The following is a 17670-nucleotide window of genomic DNA, read 5'->3' as shown; positions in this document are numbered from 1 at the left end:
GCACCCACACGACCAGGGCCACGCTCGACCTCGACGGCTTCACCCAGGCCCTCGTCCGGCGCAACTGCCGAGCAACGACACATACGTCTCCGGCATCGAGTCCGGCACCGAGGTCTGCAAGGGCACCGGACGCCTCGACACCAAGGCGTATTCCGTCCACATCGGCTGAACGGACGCGTCCCAGGGGTGGTGGGCACGCTCGGTATCGGGTACATACGATCGGGTAGCACCGGTCGGTAACCATGATCCCGATTCGCGGTGAGGTGGCCCTCATGTCCGCAGCACAACACACGCCCGTCGTCACCGAACGTGAGGCCCGCGAGGTCGCGGAGGCGGCCCGGGAACAGGACTGGCGCAAGCCCAGCTTCGCCAAGGAACTGTTCCTCGGCCGCTTCCGGCTCGACCTCATCCACCCCCACCCCATGCCGCCCGACGAGGACGCCCGGCGCGGGGAGGAGTTCCTCGCCAGGCTCCGCGACTTCTGCGAGACCAAGGTCGACGGCGCGCTGATCGAACGCGAGGCCCGGATCCCCGACGAGGTCATCGCCGGCCTCAAGGAGCTCGGCGCCCTCGGCATGAAGATCGACACCAAGTACGGCGGCCTCGGCCTCACCCAGGTGTACTACAACAAGGCGCTGGCCCTCGCGGGCTCCGCCAGCCCCGCGATCGGCGTCCTGCTCTCGGCCCACCAGTCGATCGGCGTCCCCCAGCCGCTGAAGCTGTTCGGCACCCAGGAGCAGAAGGAGGCCTTCCTGCCCCGGTGCGCCCGCACCGACATCAGCGCCTTCCTCCTCACCGAACCGGACGTCGGCTCCGACCCGGCCAGGCTCGCGACCTCGGCCGTCCCCGACGGCGACGACTACGTCCTCGACGGGGTCAAGCTCTGGACCACCAACGGCGTCGTCGCCGACCTGCTGGTCGTCATGGCCCGCGTGCCCAGGTCCGAGGGCCACAAGGGCGGCATCACCGCCTTCGTCGTCGAGACCGACTCACCCGGCATCACCGTGGAGAACCGCAACGCCTTCATGGGCCTGCGCGGCATCGAGAACGGCGTCACCCGCTTCCACCAGGTCCGGGTCCCCGCGGCGAACCGCATCGGCCCGGAGGGCGCCGGCCTCAAGATCGCGCTGACCACCCTCAACACCGGCCGCCTCTCCCTGCCCGCCTCCTGCGTCGCCGCCGGCAAGTGGTGCCTGAAGATCGCCCGCGAGTGGTCCGCGGCCCGCGAGCAGTGGGGCAAGCCGGTCGCCCAGCACGAGGCCGTCGGCGCGAAGATCAGCTTCATCGCGGCGACGACCTTCGCCCTGGAGGCGGTACTGGACCTCTCCAGCCAGATGGCCGACGAGGACCGCAACGACATCCGCATCGAAGGCGCTCTCGCCAAACTCTTCGCCTCCGAGATGGGCTGGCTCATCGCCGACGAACTGGTCCAGATCCGCGGCGGCCGCGGCTTCGAGACAGCGGCCTCGCTCGCGGCCCGCGGTGAGAGGGCGGTCCCGGCCGAACAGGTCCTGCGCGACCTCCGCATCAACCGCATCTTCGAGGGCTCGACGGAGATCATGCACCTGCTGATCGCCCGCGAGGCCGTCGACGCCCACCTCTCCGTGGCCGGCGACCTGATCGACCCGGAGAAGTCCCTCTCGGACAAGGCGAAGGCAGGCGCCCAGGCAGGCGTCTTCTACGCGAAGTGGCTCCCGAAACTGGTGGCGGGCCCGGGGCAGCTCCCGAACTCCTACAGCGAGTTCAAACGCGAGGTGGACCTCTCCGTCCACCTCCGGTACGTCGAGCGCACGGCCCGCAAACTCGCCCGCTCCACCTTCTACGCCATGTCCCGCTGGCAGGGCCGCATGGAGACCAAGCAGGGCTTCCTCGGCCGGATCGTCGACATCGGCGCCGAACTCTTCGCGATGAGCGCGGTCTGCGTCCGCGCCGAACTCCTGCGCACCACCGAGGACCACGGCCGCCAGGCCTACCAACTCGCCGACGCCTTCTGCCACCAGTCCCGCATCCGCGTGGAGGAACTCTTCGGCCGCCTGTGGACCAACACCGACGACCTCGACCGCAAGGTCGTCAAGGGTGTCATGTCCGGCACCTACGAGTGGCTGGAGCACGGCATCGTCGACCCCTCGGGCGAGGGCCCCTGGATCGCCGACGCCACCCCCGGCCCGAGCGAACGGGAGAACGTCCACCGCCCGATCCGCTGACCCGCCCATGACAGCCCGCCCCAGGAGGCTCGCTCGGAGGTTCCGGTGAACCCCCTTCGGGGGACGCGCTGTCCTCACACGCCGTCCTTACGGCAACAATGGGGGGATGAGCGACAGTCCAGCCCCCCGAGGGCGCGGGCCGGAAGCCCCGCCTGCCCCGCGACGCCACGCACGCACTCTCACCGCACCGGGCGCCGACCCCAGTACATCCAGTACGCGGGTCAACGCCCGGCACGCCGAGAGCACGCACCTGACGCCGCAAGGCCCGCCCTCCGGGCGGACGACGGGGCTCCCGGTCCGTGCCCTCGCCGACCCGCACCTCGTCTACGACCCGGTGGCGGGCGACGGTCCGAAGGACGTGGTGATCCTCGGCTCCACCGGGTCGATCGGGACCCAGGCCATCGACCTCGTGCTGCGCAACCCGGACCGCTTCCGGGTCACCGCCCTGTCCGCCAACGGCGGCCGGGTCGCCCTCCTCGCCGAGCAGGCGCACCGGCTGGGGGTGCGGACCGTCGCGGTCGCCCGCGAGGACGTCGTACCGCAACTGCGCGAGGCCCTGACGAGCCGGTACGGCGCCGGCGAGCCGCTCCCGGAGATCCTCGCCGGACCGGACGCGGCCGCCCAGGTCGCCGCCTCCGACTGCCACACCGTGCTGAACGGCATCACCGGCTCCATCGGCCTCGCCCCGACCCTCGCCGCCCTGGAGGCGGGCCGCACCCTCGCGCTCGCCAACAAGGAGTCGCTCATCGTCGGCGGCCCGCTGGTCAAGGCCCTCGCCGAGCCCGGACAGATCATCCCGGTCGACTCCGAGCACGCCGCACTGTTCCAGTCGCTGGCCTCCGGCACGCGCGCGGACGTACGGAAACTGGTCGTCACGGCCTCCGGCGGCCCCTTCCGCGGCCGCACGAAGGAGGAACTCGCGAACGTCACCGTCGAGGACGCCCTCGCCCATCCCACCTGGGCCATGGGGCCGGTGATCACGATCAACTCCGCGACCCTCGTCAACAAGGGCCTGGAGGTCATCGAGGCGCACCTCCTCTACGACATTCCCTTCGACCGCATTGAGGTGGTCGTGCATCCCCAGTCGTATGTCCACTCGATGGTTGAGTTCACCGACGGATCCACGATCGCCCAGGCGACGCCCCCCGACATGCGCGGGCCGATCGCCATCGGCCTCGGCTGGCCGGAACGCGTCCCCGACGCGGCCCCCGCGTTCGACTGGAGCAAGGCGTCGACGTGGGAGTTCTTCCCGCTCGACAACGACGCGTTCCCCTCGGTCGACCTGGCGAGACACGTGGGGCAGCTCGCGGGCACGGCCCCGGCGGTGTTCAATGCCGCCAACGAGGAGTGCGTGGAGGCCTTCCGGGCCGGCGCGCTGCCGTTCAACGGCATCATGGAGACCGTGACCCGCGTGGTGGACGAACACGGCACGCCCGTCACGGGAACCTCACTCACCGTGTCGGACGTCCTCGAAGCGGAGACCTGGGCGCGCACCCGGGCCCGGGAACTGGCAGCACAGACGGCGGAGGCCCGTGCATGACGACCCTGATGTTCATCCTCGGCATAGCGGTCTTCGCGCTCGGCCTGCTGGTCTCGATCGCGTGGCACGAGCTCGGCCACCTGTCCACGGCCAAGCTCTTCGGCATCCGCGTGCCGCAGTACATGGTCGGCTTCGGCCCGACCATCTGGTCGAGGAACAAGGGCGAGACCGAGTACGGCATCAAGGCCATCCCGTTCGGCGGCTACATCCGCATGATCGGCATGTTCCCGCCGGGACCCGACGGCAAGCTGGAGGCCCGCTCCACCTCGCCCTGGCGCGGCATGATCGAGGACGCCCGCTCGGCCGCCTACGAGGAGCTCAAGCCGGGTGACGAGTCCCGGATGTTCTACACCCGCAAGCCCTGGAAACGGGTCATCGTGATGTTCGCGGGCCCGTTCATGAACCTGATCCTCGCGGTCGCCCTGTTCCTGACGGTCCTGATGGGCTTCGGCATCCAGCAGCAGACCACCACGGTCAGCTCGGTCTCCCCGTGCGTGATCTCGCAGAGCGAGAACCGCGACGAGTGCAAGAAGTCCGACCCCCGGTCCCCGGCCGCCGCCGCGGGCATGAAGGCCGGGGACAAGATCGTCTCCTTCGCGGGCGTCCGCACCGAGGACTGGGGCACCCTCTCCGACCTGATCCGCGACAGCGCCGGCAAGACCGTCCCGATCGTCGTCGACCGCGACGGCAAGGAGGTCCCCCTCCAGGCCAGGATCGCCACCAACCTCGTCGCCAAGAAGGACGGCAACGGGGCCTACGTCCAGGGCGAGTACATCAAGGCCGGCTTCCTCGGCTTCAGCGCCGCCACCGGGGTCGTCAAGCAGGACTTCGGCGACTCGGTGGTCTGGATGACCGACCGGGTGGGCGACGCGGTCGACTCCCTCGCCGCCCTGCCCTCCAAGATCCCGGCCCTGTGGGACGCCGTCTTCGGAGACGGCCAGCGCGAGCCGGACTCCCCGATGGGCGTGGTCGGCGCGGCCCGGGTGGGCGGCGAGATCGCCACCCTCGACATCCCCGCATCCCAGCAACTGGCGATGTTCGTGATGCTCCTGGCCGGCTTCAACCTCTCCCTGTTCCTCTTCAACATGCTCCCGCTCCTCCCGCTCGACGGCGGCCACATCGCGGGCGCCCTGTGGGAGTCACTGAGGCGGAACGTGGCGAAGGTGATGCGCCGCCCGGACCCGGGCCCGTTCGACGTCGCGAAGCTGATGCCGGTCGCCTATGTGGTGGCGGGGATTTTCATCTGCTTCACCGTCCTCGTCCTGATCGCGGACGTGGTCAACCCGGTGAGAATCTCCTAGCCCTACGGCATTCGTGACGGCCCGGCGCGCTGTGTGCCGGGCCGTCCTCGTTCGTGTGGCTTGGATCGGCGGGATGTGCCGGGGCCTGGGCGCGTGCCGTAATCTCGAAGCCTGGAGCCCGCTGCGTACGGGAACCGGACCTTGATCCACGACTTGGGGTTGCACAGCAGATGACTGCGATTTCTCTCGGCATGCCGTCCGTTCCGACCAGGGTTGCCGAGCGCCGGAAGAGCCGGCAGATCCAGGTCGGCTCCGTCGCGGTCGGTGGCGACGCCCCGGTCTCGGTCCAGTCGATGACGACGACCCGTACGTCCGACATCGGCGCGACCCTCCAGCAGATCGCCGAACTGACGGCCTCCGGCTGCCAGATCGTCCGCGTGGCGTGCCCCACCCAGGACGACGCGGACGCCCTCGCGACCATCGCCAGGAAGTCCCAGATCCCGGTCATCGCCGACATCCACTTCCAGCCCAAGTACGTCTTCGCGGCCATCGAGGCCGGCTGCGCCGCGGTCCGCGTGAACCCCGGCAACATCAAGCAGTTCGACGACAAGGTCAAGGAGATCGCGAAGGCCGCGCGCGACCACGGCACCCCGATCCGCATCGGCGTGAACGCGGGCTCCCTCGACCGCCGCCTGCTCCAGAAGTACGGCAAGGCGACCCCCGAGGCCCTGGTCGAGTCGGCCCTGTGGGAGGCGTCCCTCTTCGAGGAGCACGACTTCCGGGACATCAAGATCTCGGTGAAGCACAACGACCCGGTCGTGATGATCGAGGCGTACAAGCAGCTCGCCGCCCAGTGCGACTACCCCCTCCACCTCGGCGTCACGGAGGCGGGCCCGGCGTTCCAGGGCACGATCAAGAGCGCGGTGGCCTTCGGCGCCCTCCTCTCCCAGGGCATCGGCGACACCATCCGCGTGTCGTTGAGCGCCCCTCCGGTCGAGGAGGTCAAGGTCGGCAACCAGATCCTGGAATCCCTGAACCTCAAGCAGCGCGGCCTGGAGATCGTCTCCTGCCCGTCCTGCGGCCGCGCCCAGGTCGACGTCTACAAGCTGGCCGAGGAAGTCACCGCGGGCCTGACCGGCATGGAGGTCCCCCTCCGCGTCGCCGTCATGGGCTGCGTCGTCAACGGCCCCGGCGAGGCCCGGGAGGCCGACCTCGGCGTCGCCTCCGGCAACGGCAAGGGCCAGATCTTCGTCAAGGGCGAGGTCATCAAGACCGTCCCCGAGTCCAAGATCGTCGAGACGCTCATCGAGGAGGCCATGAAGCTGGCCGAACAGATGGAGGCGGACGGCGTGGCCTCGGGCGAGCCCTCGGTGGCGGTCGCGGGCTGACGGGTCCTCACCCCGGGAGGGGGGCCGCAGGCCCCCGCCTCCAGGGGCGCGGGGAACCGCGCGACCAGCCCCACACGACCCGCAGCCGCCCCACTCACCCTGGTCACCCGAGCTCGCAGGCGCCCGGCCCGAGCGGCGCAGCCAAGGGGCGGCACCGCTCAGCTTCCGCAGGTACAGTGCGGAGATCAGCAGTCCCCAGTGTGAGGCCCCGCCCGTGTTGACCCAGACGACCTCCCGGGTCCTCGAACCGAGCGACCTGGACGCCGCGCTCGCCGTCCTCGACCGCGAGCCGGTGGCGAACGCCTTCGTGACGTCCCGGGTCCAGGTGGCCGGCCTCGACCCCTGGCGCCTCGGCGGCGAGATGTGGGGCTGGTACGAGGACGGCATGCTCACCTCCCTCTGCTACGCCGGCGCCAACCTGGTCCCGATCTGCGCCACCCCCCGGGCCGTACGCGCCTTCGCCGACCGCGCCCGCAGGGCCGGCCGCCGCTGCTCCTCGATCGTCGGCCCGGCCGAACCCACCGCCGAACTCTGGCGCCTGCTCGAACCCAGCTGGGGCCCGGCACGAGACGTCCGCCCCCGCCAGCCCCTCATGGTCACCGACCGCATGCCCGCCGACGTCGCCCCGGATCCCTGCCTTCGCCGCATCCGCAAGGACGAGATAGAGACGATCATGCCGGCGTGCGTGGCGATGTTCACCGAGGAGGTAGGGGTCTCACCCCTCGCCGGCGACGGCGGCCTCCTCTACCAGGCCCGCGTCGCCGAACTCGTCGGCGCCGGCCGCTCGTTCGCCCGCCTCGACGGCGACGGCAAGGTCGTCTTCAAGGCCGAGATCGGCGCGGCCACGACCCACGCCTGCCAGATCCAGGGCGTGTGGGTGGCCCCGGAGTACCGGGGGAGGGGCCTGGCGGCCCCGGGCATGGCCGCGGTCCTGCGCTACGCCCTCGCGGACGTGGCCCCGGTGGTCAGCCTCTACGTCAACGACTTCAACACGGCGGCGCGAAGGACGTACACGAGGGTCGGCTTCCAGGAGGTCGGCGCGTTCATGAGCGTCCTGTTCTGAGACCCGCCCCGAAGGGCCGCGGGGCCGGACCCGTCTCACTCGCACCCGACACACAACGCGCGCCCCCCTGTACGCTCCCCACATGCGCTTTCCCGGTCACGGACACCGCCGCCACCCCGACGACATCGTGATCGGCCCGCTGGACCTCGCCGCAAGGGTGGACGAAGCCCTCGCCGTCCAGGCCGTCGCCTTCGGGCTGGGATCCGACGAGGTGGCGGTCCGCCGCCAGATCGTCCTGCGCCATATGACCTACCCCGGCGCCAGAGCCCTCGGCGCCACCACGGCCGAGCGCCTCGTGGGGTTCGTCTACGGCATGCCCAACGACCGCACCCACTGGTGGTCCACGGTCGTGGAGCCGTATCTGCGCGCCCAGGACCACGACATCTGGCTGGACGACTCCTTCGTCATCACCGAGCTCCACGTCCACCCGGGCTACCAGAACCGCGGCATCGGCCGCTCGCTGATCACCACGATCACGGACAGCGCCGACGAACCCCGCTCGATCCTCTCCGCGATCGACATCGACAGCCCGGCCCGCGGCCTCTACCACTCCCTCGGGTACCAGGACCTCGCCCGCCAGGTCCTCTTCCCGAGCGCCCCGAAGCCGTACGCGGTGATGGGCGCCCCGCTGCCCCTGCGCCGCCGTTAACCGATTTCCACCGGAACCGGCCCCCCGGCTAACCTCCCTGGGGGTGCCTGACACGTTCCCGCCTGCCTGGCGACGCCCGGCCCGCACGCTCGCCGCGTTGCCGAACCGCCCACGTGGCTCCGCCACGCGAGCGCTCCGGCGCCTTGCGATCGCACGAACCAGACGCCGCCGGGCCCGCCCTGCGGGCGGACGGCGGGAATGTGTCAGGCATCCCCAGCCACCACCCTTACCCGGCAGGAGTACGAGAACCATGGCCAACGTACCGGTCCAGCGCATGTCCCAGTTGATGGCGAAGACGCTGCGCGACGACCCGGCCGACGCCGAGGTCCTCAGCCACAAGCTCCTCGTCCGCGCCGGCTACGTCCGCCGGACCGCGGCCGGCATCTGGAGCTGGCTGCCGCTCGGCATGCGGGTCCTGCGCAACGTGGAGCGGGTCGTCCGTGAGGAGATGGACGCGATCGGCGCCCAGGAGGTGCTGCTCCCCGCCATCCTGCCGCGGGAGCCCTACGAGGCGACCGGCCGCTGGGAGGAGTACGGCCCCGAGCTGTTCCGCCTCCAGGACCGCAAGGGCGGCGACTACCTCCTCGGCCCCACCCACGAGGAGATCTTCACCCTGCTGGTGAAGGACCAGGCGTCCTCCTACAAGGACCTGCCGGTCATCCTCTACCAGATCCAGAACAAGTACCGGGACGAGGCCCGTCCGCGGGCCGGCATCCTGCGCGGCCGCGAGTTCCTGATGAAGGACTCCTACTCCTTCGACACCGAGGACGAGGGCCTGGCCCGGTCCTACGCCCTGCACCGCCAGGCCTACCAGCGCGTCTTCGAGCGCCTCGGCCTCGACTACCGCATCTGCGCCGCGACCGCGGGCGCGATGGGCGGTTCGAAGTCGGAGGAGTTCCTGGCCCCGGCCGGCGCCGGCGAGGACACCTTCGCCGACTGCCCCGCCTGCGACTTCGCGGCGAACACCGAGGCGATCTCGTACGAGCTCAAGCCGGTGGACGCCACCGACGTGCCCGCCGCCGAGGACATCCCGACCCCGGACACCCCCACCATCGAGACCCTCGCCGCCCAGCTCGGCGTCGAGGCCTCCGCCACCCTGAAGAACCTCCTCGTCAAGGTCGACGGCGAGATCGTCGCCGTCGGCGTCCCCGGCGACCGCGAGGTCGACATGGACAAGGTCGAGGCGCACTTCGCCCCGGCGACCGTCGAGATGGTCACCGAGGCCGACTTCGCGGGCCGTCCGGACCTGGTGCGCGGCTACGTCGGTCCGCAGGGGCTGGGCGAGAAGGTCAGGTACATCGCCGACCCGCGGGTGGCGCCGGGCACCGCGTGGATCACGGGCGCCAACAAGGCGGACACGCACGCCAAGAACGTGGTCGCGGGCCGCGACTTCGAGGTCGGCGAGTACGTCGACGTCGTCGTCGTGCAGGAGGGCGACCCCTGCCCGAACTGCGGGACCGGCCTCAAGCTGGACCGCGCCATCGAGATCGGCCACATCTTCCAGCTCGGCCGCAAGTACGCCGACGCCCTCAAGCTCGACGTCCTCGGCCAGAACGGCAAGCCGGTCCGCGTCACCATGGGCTCCTACGGCATCGGCGTCTCCCGGGCCGTGGCCGCCCTCGCCGAGCAGACCGCCGACGAGCAGGGCCTGTGCTGGCCGGCCGAGGTCGCCCCGGCCGACGTGCACGTCGTCGCCGCCGGCAAGGCCCTCCAGACCGAGCTGGCCCTGGAGGTCTCCGAGAAGCTCCGCGCGGCCGGCCTGCGCGTCCTGGTCGACGACCGGGCCGGGGTCTCGCCGGGCGTGAAGTTCACGGACGCCGAGCTGATCGGCGTCCCGAAGATCCTCGTCGCGGGCCGCCGCTCCGCCGAGGGCGTCCTGGAGCTCAAGGACCGCAGGAGCGGCGAGCGCGAGGAGCTGACCGTCGACGAGGCGATCGCCCGCCTCAGCGCGTAGGGATAGACCTCAGGAACGTCTCTGAGCCGACTCCAGGGCTCGGAGACGTTCCCCGGGGCCCCTGGGGCCTCTTGGGACCTCCTTGGGGACGTCGAACCCGTGAACGCGGCGCACGGCGGCATGCGTGGGCTTCCTGACCGGCGCCCCGCAGGCGCACGCCGCCCCCGGCACCCCGCGGGCGCACGCCGCCCCGGCACACCGCTCAGAGCCAGCCGGCGAACTCCAGCAGCAGCTCGGAGTCCTTCGCGCGCCCCACCCGAAGAGCCCGCACCCCCGACTCCACGGCCCGGAAGAGCGTCCACCCCCGCAGCCGCTCCTGATCGACGTCCAACGACTCGGCCAGCCGTTTGATCCGCCGCCGTGTGGTCGCCGCGCCCGACGGCTGCGCGATCAGATCCTCCACCCGGTCCCGCACCAGCCGAGCCAGATCGAAGGCGCACTCACCGACGACCGGGTCCGGCCCGACCGCCAGCCAAGGGGACCGCTCACCCGCCAGCACCTTGCTCTGCCGGAACGTCCCGTGCAGGAGCCGCGACTCCGGCGGCGCCACGAGCAGCTCCTCACGGGCGGTGAGAGCCGCGGTCACGAGCTCGGCCACCTCCGCGCCCCCGGTCGCCCGCATCGCCTCGGCCTGCCGCCCGGTCCGCTCGGCCACCGTCTCGAAGTCATGCCCACCCGGCGGCTCCACCCACAGCCGCCGCAGCGTCCCCGCCGCCTCCAGCAGCGCCTTCGCCTCCGGCAACGACCGCACGGACACATCGGGGTGCAGCCGCTCCAGCAGCAGCACACCCTCGGTGACGGGCTCGTCGTCGAGCACCTGTACGGCGCCCCGCCCGCCCCAGTGCGCCAGCGCCGCCCGCTCGGCCGCGGGCCGGGACCGCGGCGGGGCCAGCTTGAGCACGGCCGGGGTGCCGTCGGCGCGTCGGACCAGCATCACCAGGCTGCTGCGGCCTCCCGGCTCCTGCACCCGCTCCACGGTCAACTCGCGTAGCGCGACGGCCTGCTGAGCCGCCTCGGGCAGCTTCTCCAACCAGCCGTCACCGTCCGGTGCCGTCTCACCGAGCGCCCTCACCAGACGCCGCGGCGGTTCGAAAGCCATACGCGAGTCGTTCCCTTCCCGTGCTTACGCCGTGGGCGTCGCCGAGGCCGGCGAGGACGACGGAGCCGACTTGGTCGCCGCCCGTTCGGCGAGACCAGGGAAGGCTACGCTCTCGCCGCGCCAGCGCACCGCGCGCACCGCCGCCTCCCGCAGCGCCTCGGCGGCCATGGAACGCCGCCCGTCCACGGTTGCCCGTACCAGGTCGGAGTACACCCCGGCGATCCGGTCCTCCAGGACGGCGGCCAGCCGTACGGCCGCGTCCGAGTCCGGCACCGGGAAGGGCAGTGCGTACCCGGCAGCCGCCGCCACCGGCTTGCCGCCCAGGTCCCGCACCTCGCGGGCGAGGGTGTCGCGCCGGGCGCGATGGGCGTCGTAGGCCGACCTCGCCTCCGTACGACGGCCCTCGCGGATCTGCCCGCCGACGACCCCGTACCCGTACACGGCCGCGTGCTCGGCGGCCAGTGCCGCCTGGAGCGCGGTCAGCTCCCGCTCGTCCCGCTCGTCACTCACTTGGCCGCCTCCGTCAGCAGGTACGCGTGCGTGGCGCCGGCCGCCGCCACCGAGGCCAGCAGCCGGGCCAGCTCGCCCGGCACCTCCAGCAGCGCCTTGGCCCGCGCGTCCGCGAGCGACCGTTCGGCGGTGGCGAGCCCGGCGAGGGCGTCCTTCTCGGTGCCCGGTACGACGGAGGGCGCGGGGGAGCCGGGGGTGGCGGAGGACGTCGTGCCGACCGTCGTCCCCCCGAACGCCCGGACGTGCCGCACGGCCTCCGCCCGCAGCACCGTCAGCCGCTCGGCGAGCCCGGGATACGCGGCGATCACCGCGTCGTACCGCTCGACGATGCCCCGGCTGTCCCGCGCCGCACGCGTGCGTGCCCGCTCCGCGATCGAGGGGCTGCCTCCGGTGCCCTCCTCGGCGTCGTCGGCCCCGGAGGAGCAGCCGGCCAGCAGGGCGGCCCCGGCGGCGGTGGCGAGGAGGGTTCTTCGACGCGGCCCCGAGGGGGTGCGCGACGGTGGGGAGTACGGCACGGCAGTCGTCCTCGGAGGGCTCGTACGAACACACGGGCGGGAACGGCGGTCCCGCCGTGATCACGGTACCCGCGCCACCCGCCGGGTCGCGTCACCGGCTCGACGCCCGGGCCCGCCCCGGAGCGCACGTGGACGGCATCACCTCTCGGGACCCGATACCCTTTGACCAGACACGCGACCTACCCACAACAGCACACGCGGCCGAGGAGTCACCCGGATGAGCACCACCCAGAGCGAAAGGCTGCGAGAGCTCCTGGAACCGCTCGTCAGCTCCCAGGGACTGGATCTCGAGGAGATCTCAGTGGACTCCGTAGGACGCAAGCGGGTGCTGAGCGTCGTCGTCGACTCCGACACCGGGGCGGACCTGGACCAGATCGCCGATGTGAGCCGCGCGCTCTCGGCGAAGCTCGACGAGACGAACGCGATGGGCGAGGGCGAGTACACCCTCGAGGTCGGCACCCCGGGCGCTGAGCGCCTCCTCAAGGAGCACCGGCACTACGTACGCGCCATCGACCGGCTGGTGAGGTTCCAGCTGGCCGAGGGCGACGAGGTGGTCGCACGGATCCTGAACGTCGACGACGACGGACTGGACCTCGAGGTGCCGGGAGTGAAGGGCCGCAAGGCGACGAGCCGCAGACTGGCCTTTTCCGAGATCGACAAGGCGCGCGTCCAGGTCGAGTTCAACCGCAAGGACAAGAAGGAAGAGGAGGCGTAGCCGTGGACATCGACATGAGCGCCCTACGGGGCTTGGTACGGGAGAAGGAGATCTCCTTCGACCTGCTGGTCGAGGCGATCGAGTCGGCCCTCCTCATCGCCTACCACCGCACCGAGGGAAGCCGCCGCCACGCGCGCGTGGAGCTCAACCGGGAGACCGGCCACGTGACGGTGTGGGCGAAGGAGGACCCCGAGGACCTCGAGGAGGGCCAGGAGGCCCGCGAGTTCGACGACACCCCGTCCGGTTTCGGCCGTATCGCCGCCACCACCGCCAAGCAGGTCATCCTGCAGCGGCTGCGCGACGCCGAGGACGACGCGACGCTCGGCGAGTACGCCGGGCGCGAGGGCGACATCGTCATGGGCATGGTCCAGCAGGGCCGCGACCCGAAGAACGTGCTCGTGGACATCGGCAAGCTCGAGGCCATCCTGCCGGTGCAGGAGCAGGTCCCGGGCGAGAGCTACCAGCACGGCATGCGGCTGCGGTCGTACGTCGTCCGGGTGGCGCGCGGCGTGCGCGGTCCGTCCGTGACCCTGTCCCGGACGCACCCCAACCTGGTGAAGAAGCTCTTCGCCCTGGAGGTGCCGGAGATCGCCGACGGTTCCGTCGAGATCGCCGCCATCGCCCGTGAGGCCGGCCACCGCACCAAGATCGCGGTCCGGTCCACCCGCTCCGGTCTGAACGCCAAGGGTGCCTGCATCGGCCCCATGGGCGGCCGGGTGCGCAATGTCATGGGCGAGCTCAACGGTGAGAAGATCGACATCGTCGACTGGTCGGACGACCCGGCTGAGATGGTGGCGAACGCGCTCTCGCCGGCCCGGGTCTCCAAGGTGGAGGTCGTCGACCTCGCGGCCCGCTCCGCGCGCGTGACGGTGCCGGACTACCAGCTGTCGCTGGCGATCGGCAAGGAGGGGCAGAACGCCCGCCTCGCCGCCCGGCTGACCGGCTGGCGGATCGACATCCGTCCGGACACCGAGCAGCCGGCCGAATAGCCTCCCGGTCGGGCCTGGGTCACGATCGGGGAATAGATCCAAGCCGCAGTTGGCTTAGATCACGACAACAACCGTTCGATTCCTGCCCCAAAGGGGTGAGGTCGGTACGGGGAGGTAGACTTAGTAGTGTCTGGCCGGACGCGAGCCCGCGCATGCCCTGAACGCACCTGTCTGGGGTGCAGGCAGCGAGCGGCCAAGACCGATCTGCTGCGTACCGTGGCGATCAAGGACGCGTGCGTTCCTGATCCACGCGGTACGCTGCCCGGCCGGGGTGCGTACGTGCACCCCGCCCTGGTCTGTCTGGACCAGGCGGTACGCCGCCGGGCGTTCACGCGGGCGCTTCGCGCCCCGGGAGCGCTCGACGTAAAGGCGTTGCGCCAATACGTCGAGCAGACAGACAGTTGCTGAGCAGGCAACACCGTAAGAAGCGTCGCGCGGAACCCCCGTGCGGCCCTGGTACCCCGCGAGTTGGAAGTAGGTCGAGATTGCGATGAGCACTCGATGAGCACGCGATGAGTACGCCCATGAAGTAGCGACGGTCCGGACGCAACCCGGACCTAAAAGGAGCGAAGTGGCTAAGGTCCGGGTATACGAACTCGCCAAGGAGTTCGGAGTTGAGAGCAAGGTCGTCATGGCCAAGCTCCAGGAACTCGGTGAATTCGTCCGTTCGGCGTCTTCGACCATCGAAGCGCCCGTTGTCCGCAAGTTGACGGACGCCCTCCAGCAGGGCAGCGGAGGCGGCAAGCCCGCCCCCGCACGCAAGGCTGCCCCGGCCAAGCCGGGCGCCCCCTCTCCGGCGCAGGCTGCCCGTCCGGCCGCCCCGCGCCCGCCGGCCCCCAAGCCGGCCGCAGCCGAGACGCCCGCGGCTCCCGCCGCGCCGGCCGCTCCCGGCCCCCGTCCCACCCCGGGCCCGAAGCCCGCGCCGCGCCCCGCGCCGGCGTCCCCGGCTCCGACCACGCCCGAGTTCACGGCACCGCCGGCGGCTCCCGCCGCGCCCGCCCAGGGCTCCGCGCCCGCTCAGGGCTCCGCTCCGCGTCCGGGCGCCCCGCGTCCGGCCGGCCAGCAGGCCCCGCGCCCGGGTGCCCCCCGTCCCGCCGCCGGCCCCGGTCAGGGCGGTCAGGGTCGTGGTGACCGCGGCGACCGTCCCGGCGCCCCGCGTCCGGGTGGCCAGGGTGCCCGTCCCGGCGCTCGTCCGGCCGGTCCCCGTCCGGGCAACAACCCCTTCACCTCTGGTGGCTCCACCGGCATGGCGCGCCCGCAGGCGCCCCGTCCGGGCGGTGCCCCGCGTCCCGGCGGCCAGGGTGGCCCCGGTGGCGCTCCCGGCGGCGCCCCGCGTCCGCAGGGCCAGGGCCAGGGCGGCCCCCGTCCCCAGGGCGCGGCGGGCGGTCCCCGTCCGCAGTCTCCCGGTGGCGCCCGTCCGAGCCCGGGCGGCATGCCCCGTCCGCAGGGCGGTCCCCGTCCCGGCGGCGGCCCCGGCGGCGCCCGTCCCAACCCCGGCATGATGCCGCAGCGTCCGGCTGCCGGCCCGCGTCCCGGCGGCGGTGGTCCCGGTGGCCGCGGTCCCGGCGGCGCTGGTCGTCCGGGCGGTGGCGGCGGCGGTCGTCCCGGTGGCGGCGGCTTCGCCGGCCGTCCGGCCGGTCCCGGTGGCGGTGGCGGCGGTTTCGCCGGTCGTCCCGGTGGTCCCGGTGGCGGTGGCGGCGGTTTCGCCGGCCGTCCGGGTGGTCCCGGTGGCGGCGGCGGTCGTCCCGGCTTCGGCGGTCGTCCCGGTGGTCCCGGTGGCCGTGGTGGCACGCAGGGTGCCTTCGGTCGTCCCGGCGGTCCCGCGCGTCGCGGTCGCAAGTCGAAGCGGCAGAGGCGCCAGGAGTACGAGGCCATGCAGGCCCCGTCGGTCGGCGGCGTGATGCTGCCTCGCGGCAACGGACAGTCCGTCCGCCTGTCGCGCGGTGCGTCCCTCACCGACTTCGCGGAGAAGATCAACGCCAACCCGGCGTCGCTCGTCGCCGTGATGATGAACCTCGGCGAGATGGTCACCGCCACGCAGTCCGTCTCCGACGAGACGCTGAAGCTCCTCGCGGATGAGATGAACTACATCCTCGAGATCGTCAGCCCGGAGGAGGAGGACCGCGAGCTGCTCGAGTCCTTCGACATCGAGTTCGGCGAGGACGAGGGCGACGAGGAAGACCTGGTGGTCCGTCCGCCGGTCGTGACCGTCATGGGTCACGTCGACCACGGCAAGACCCGACTGCTGGACACCATCCGCAAGACGAACGTCGTCGCGGGCGAGGCCGGCGGCATCACCCAGCACATCGGTGCCTACCAGGTCGCCACCCAGGTCAACGACGAAGAGCGCAAGATCACCTTCATCGACACCCCGGGTCACGAGGCGTTCACCGCCATGCGTGCCCGTGGTGCGAAGTCGACCGACATCGCGATCCTGGTCGTCGCGGCCAACGACGGCGTCATGCCGCAGACGGTCGAGGCGCTCAACCACGCCAAGGCGGCCGACGTGCCGATCGTCGTCGCGGTCAACAAGATCGACGTCGAGGGCGCGGACCCGACCAAGGTGCGCGGTCAGCTGACCGAGTACGGCCTGGTGGCCGAGGAGTACGGCGGCGACACCATGTTCGTCGACATCTCCGCCAAGCAGGGTCTGAACATCGACCAGCTGCTCGAGGCCGTGGTCCTGACCGCGGACGCCTCGCTCGACCTGCGGGCCAACCCGGAGCAGGACGCGCAGGGCATCGCGATCGAGTCCCACCTCGACCGCGGTCGCGGTGCGGTCTCGACCGTCCTCGTCCAGCGAGGCACGCTGCGCATCGGCGACACCATGGTGGTCGGCGACGCGTACGGCCGAGTCCGGGCCATGCTCGACGACAACGGCAACAACGTCGAGGAAGCGGGTCCGTCGACCCCCGTCCTGGTCCTGGGTCTCACCAACGTCCCGGGCGCCGGCGACAACTTCCTCGTCGTCGACGAGGACCGCACGGCCCGCCAGATCGCCGAGAAGCGCGCGGCGCGTGAGCGCAACGCCAACTTCGCCCGCCGGGGTGTCCGGTTCTCCCTGGAGAACCTGGACGAGGCCCTCAAGGCCGGTCTGGTGCAGGAACTCAACCTCATCATCAAGGGCGACGCGTCCGGTTCGGTGGAGGCTCTCGAGTCCTCGCTGCTCCAGCTCGACGTCGGCGACGAGGTCGACATCCGCGTCCTGCACCGCGGTGTGGGTGCGGTCACAGAGTCCGACATCAACCTGGCGACCGGCTCCGACGCCATCGTCATCGGCTTCAACGTCCGGGCAGCCGGCCGTGCGCAGCAGATGGCGGAGCGCGAGGGCGTCGACGTCCGGTACTACTCGGTGATCTACCAGGCCATCGAGGAGATCGAGGCGGCCCTCAAGGGCATGCTCAAGCCGGAGTACGAGGAGGTCGAGCTCGGCACGGCGGAGATCCGCGAGGTCTTCAAGTCGTCCAAGCTGGGCAACATCGCCGGTGTCCTGGTCCGCTCGGGCGAGGTCAAGCGCAACACGAAGGCTCGACTCGTCCGCGACGGCAAGGTCATCGCGGAGAACCTCAACATCTCCGGTCTGCGTCGCTTCAAGGACGACGTCACCGAGATCCGCGAAGGGTTCGAGGGCGGTATCAACCTCGGCAACTTCAACGACATCAAGGTCGACGACGTCATCGCGACGTACGAGATGCGCGAGAAGCCGCGCGGCTGATTGTCATAGCACGCGATCGGGGCCGGTCGGCGGACGTAATATCCGTCGATCGGCCCCGGCCGTTGCGTGTACGGTTCCTGTATCGGCG

14 protein-coding genes are annotated in these 17670 nt (G+C 71.5%); 11 read left to right on the top strand and 3 right to left on the bottom strand.

The features are described from left to right. The first annotated feature begins 272 nt into the window (after nt 1-272). The 7 genes from ACZ56U_RS31000 to ACZ56U_RS30970 all read left to right on the top strand — a co-directional run bounded on the left by ACZ56U_RS31000 (nt 273) and on the right by ACZ56U_RS30970 (nt 10039). On the top strand, nt 273-2204 hold the full coding sequence (locus ACZ56U_RS31000; RefSeq protein WP_469087262.1) for an acyl-CoA dehydrogenase family protein: 1932 nt from the start codon (nt 273-275) through the stop codon (nt 2202-2204). 334 nt (nt 2205-2538) lie between these two features. Further along, nucleotides 2539-3744, top strand: a complete 1206-nt coding sequence (gene dxr, locus ACZ56U_RS30995; protein WP_469087365.1) for a 1-deoxy-D-xylulose-5-phosphate reductoisomerase — start codon at nt 2539-2541, stop codon at nt 3742-3744. An 8-nt stretch (nt 3745-3752) separates the two neighbouring features. Beyond that, on the top strand, nt 3753-5045 hold the full coding sequence (locus tag ACZ56U_RS30990; RefSeq protein WP_469087364.1) for a M50 family metallopeptidase: 1293 nt from the start codon (nt 3753-3755) through the stop codon (nt 5043-5045). A gap of 170 nt (nt 5046-5215) precedes the next feature. After that, nucleotides 5216-6373: a flavodoxin-dependent (E)-4-hydroxy-3-methylbut-2-enyl-diphosphate synthase gene (ispG, locus tag ACZ56U_RS30985; protein WP_391232412.1), complete on the top strand. Its 1158-nt coding sequence runs from the start codon at nt 5216-5218 to the stop codon at nt 6371-6373. Nucleotides 6374-6587: 214 nt separating this feature from the next. Then, the gene (locus tag ACZ56U_RS30980; protein ID WP_469087261.1) at nt 6588-7436 is read left to right on the top strand and encodes a GNAT family N-acetyltransferase; all 849 of its coding nucleotides are present in this window, start codon (nt 6588-6590) and stop codon (nt 7434-7436) included. 82 nt (nt 7437-7518) lie between these two features. Next, the gene (locus ACZ56U_RS30975) at nt 7519-8085 is read left to right on the top strand and encodes a GNAT family N-acetyltransferase (RefSeq protein ID WP_469087260.1); all 567 of its coding nucleotides are present in this window, start codon (nt 7519-7521) and stop codon (nt 8083-8085) included. Between the two features lie 250 nt (nt 8086-8335). Next, the gene (locus ACZ56U_RS30970; protein ID WP_469087259.1) at nt 8336-10039 is read left to right on the top strand and encodes a proline--tRNA ligase; all 1704 of its coding nucleotides are present in this window, start codon (nt 8336-8338) and stop codon (nt 10037-10039) included. 202 nt (nt 10040-10241) lie between these two features. Here ACZ56U_RS30970 and ACZ56U_RS30965 read toward each other — a convergent pair whose 3' ends face one another. The 3 genes from ACZ56U_RS30965 to ACZ56U_RS30955 are packed head-to-tail and all read right to left on the bottom strand — an operon-like array spanning nt 10242 to nt 12163. Further along, entirely contained in the window at nt 10242-11138 is an 897-nt protein-coding gene (locus ACZ56U_RS30965; protein ID WP_469087258.1) for an aminoglycoside phosphotransferase family protein, read from the bottom strand. A 24-nt stretch (nt 11139-11162) separates the two neighbouring features. Further along, nucleotides 11163-11648 (bottom strand): ferritin-like domain-containing protein, encoded by a 486-nt coding sequence (locus ACZ56U_RS30960; RefSeq protein WP_469087257.1) that lies wholly within the window; start codon nt 11646-11648, stop codon nt 11163-11165. Then, nucleotides 11645-12163 (bottom strand): hypothetical protein, encoded by a 519-nt coding sequence (locus tag ACZ56U_RS30955; protein WP_469087256.1) that lies wholly within the window; start codon nt 12161-12163, stop codon nt 11645-11647. Before ACZ56U_RS30955 ends, ACZ56U_RS30960 begins: the two co-directional genes overlap by 4 nt. 217 nt (nt 12164-12380) lie before the next feature. On the opposite strand from ACZ56U_RS30955, the gene rimP reads away from it, so the two are divergent. From rimP to infB, 4 genes are all read left to right on the top strand, one after another. After that, entirely contained in the window at nt 12381-12878 is a 498-nt protein-coding gene (rimP, locus tag ACZ56U_RS30950) for a ribosome maturation factor RimP (protein ID WP_469087255.1), read from the top strand. A 2-nt stretch (nt 12879-12880) separates the two neighbouring features. Beyond that, a complete protein-coding gene (gene nusA / locus ACZ56U_RS30945) occupies nt 12881-13867 on the top strand; it encodes a transcription termination factor NusA (RefSeq protein ID WP_469087254.1) in 987 nt (328 codons plus the stop codon). 126 nt (nt 13868-13993) lie between these two features. Next, entirely contained in the window at nt 13994-14275 is a 282-nt protein-coding gene (locus tag ACZ56U_RS30940) for a YlxR family protein (RefSeq protein WP_469087253.1), read from the top strand. A 163-nt stretch (nt 14276-14438) separates the two neighbouring features. Further along, on the top strand, nt 14439-17582 hold the full coding sequence (gene infB, locus ACZ56U_RS30935; RefSeq protein ID WP_469087252.1) for a translation initiation factor IF-2: 3144 nt from the start codon (nt 14439-14441) through the stop codon (nt 17580-17582). The last annotated feature ends 88 nt before the right edge of the window (nt 17583-17670 follow it).

This window comes from Streptomyces sp. NPDC034103, assembly GCF_055575395.1.
This window is presented reverse-complemented; position numbering and strand designations above follow the sequence as displayed.

Excerpts from the sequence above, each read along its gene's own strand:
- ACZ56U_RS31000 (WP_469087262.1), top strand. The coding sequence starts at position 273 with ATGTCCGCAGCACAACACACGCCCGTCGTCACCGAACGTGAGGCCCGC.
- ACZ56U_RS30990 (WP_469087364.1), top strand. The coding sequence starts at position 3,753 with ATGTTCATCCTCGGCATAGCGGTCTTCGCGCTCGGCCTGCTGGTCTCG.
- ispG (WP_391232412.1), top strand. The coding sequence starts at position 5,216 with ATGACTGCGATTTCTCTCGGCATGCCGTCCGTTCCGACCAGGGTTGCC.
- ACZ56U_RS30975 (WP_469087260.1), top strand. The coding sequence starts at position 7,519 with ATGCGCTTTCCCGGTCACGGACACCGCCGCCACCCCGACGACATCGTG.
- ACZ56U_RS30970 (WP_469087259.1), top strand. The coding sequence starts at position 8,336 with ATGGCCAACGTACCGGTCCAGCGCATGTCCCAGTTGATGGCGAAGACG.
- ACZ56U_RS30965 (WP_469087258.1), bottom strand. The coding sequence starts at position 11,138 with ATGGCTTTCGAACCGCCGCGGCGTCTGGTGAGGGCGCTCGGTGAGACG.
- rimP (WP_469087255.1), top strand. The coding sequence starts at position 12,381 with ATGAGCACCACCCAGAGCGAAAGGCTGCGAGAGCTCCTGGAACCGCTC.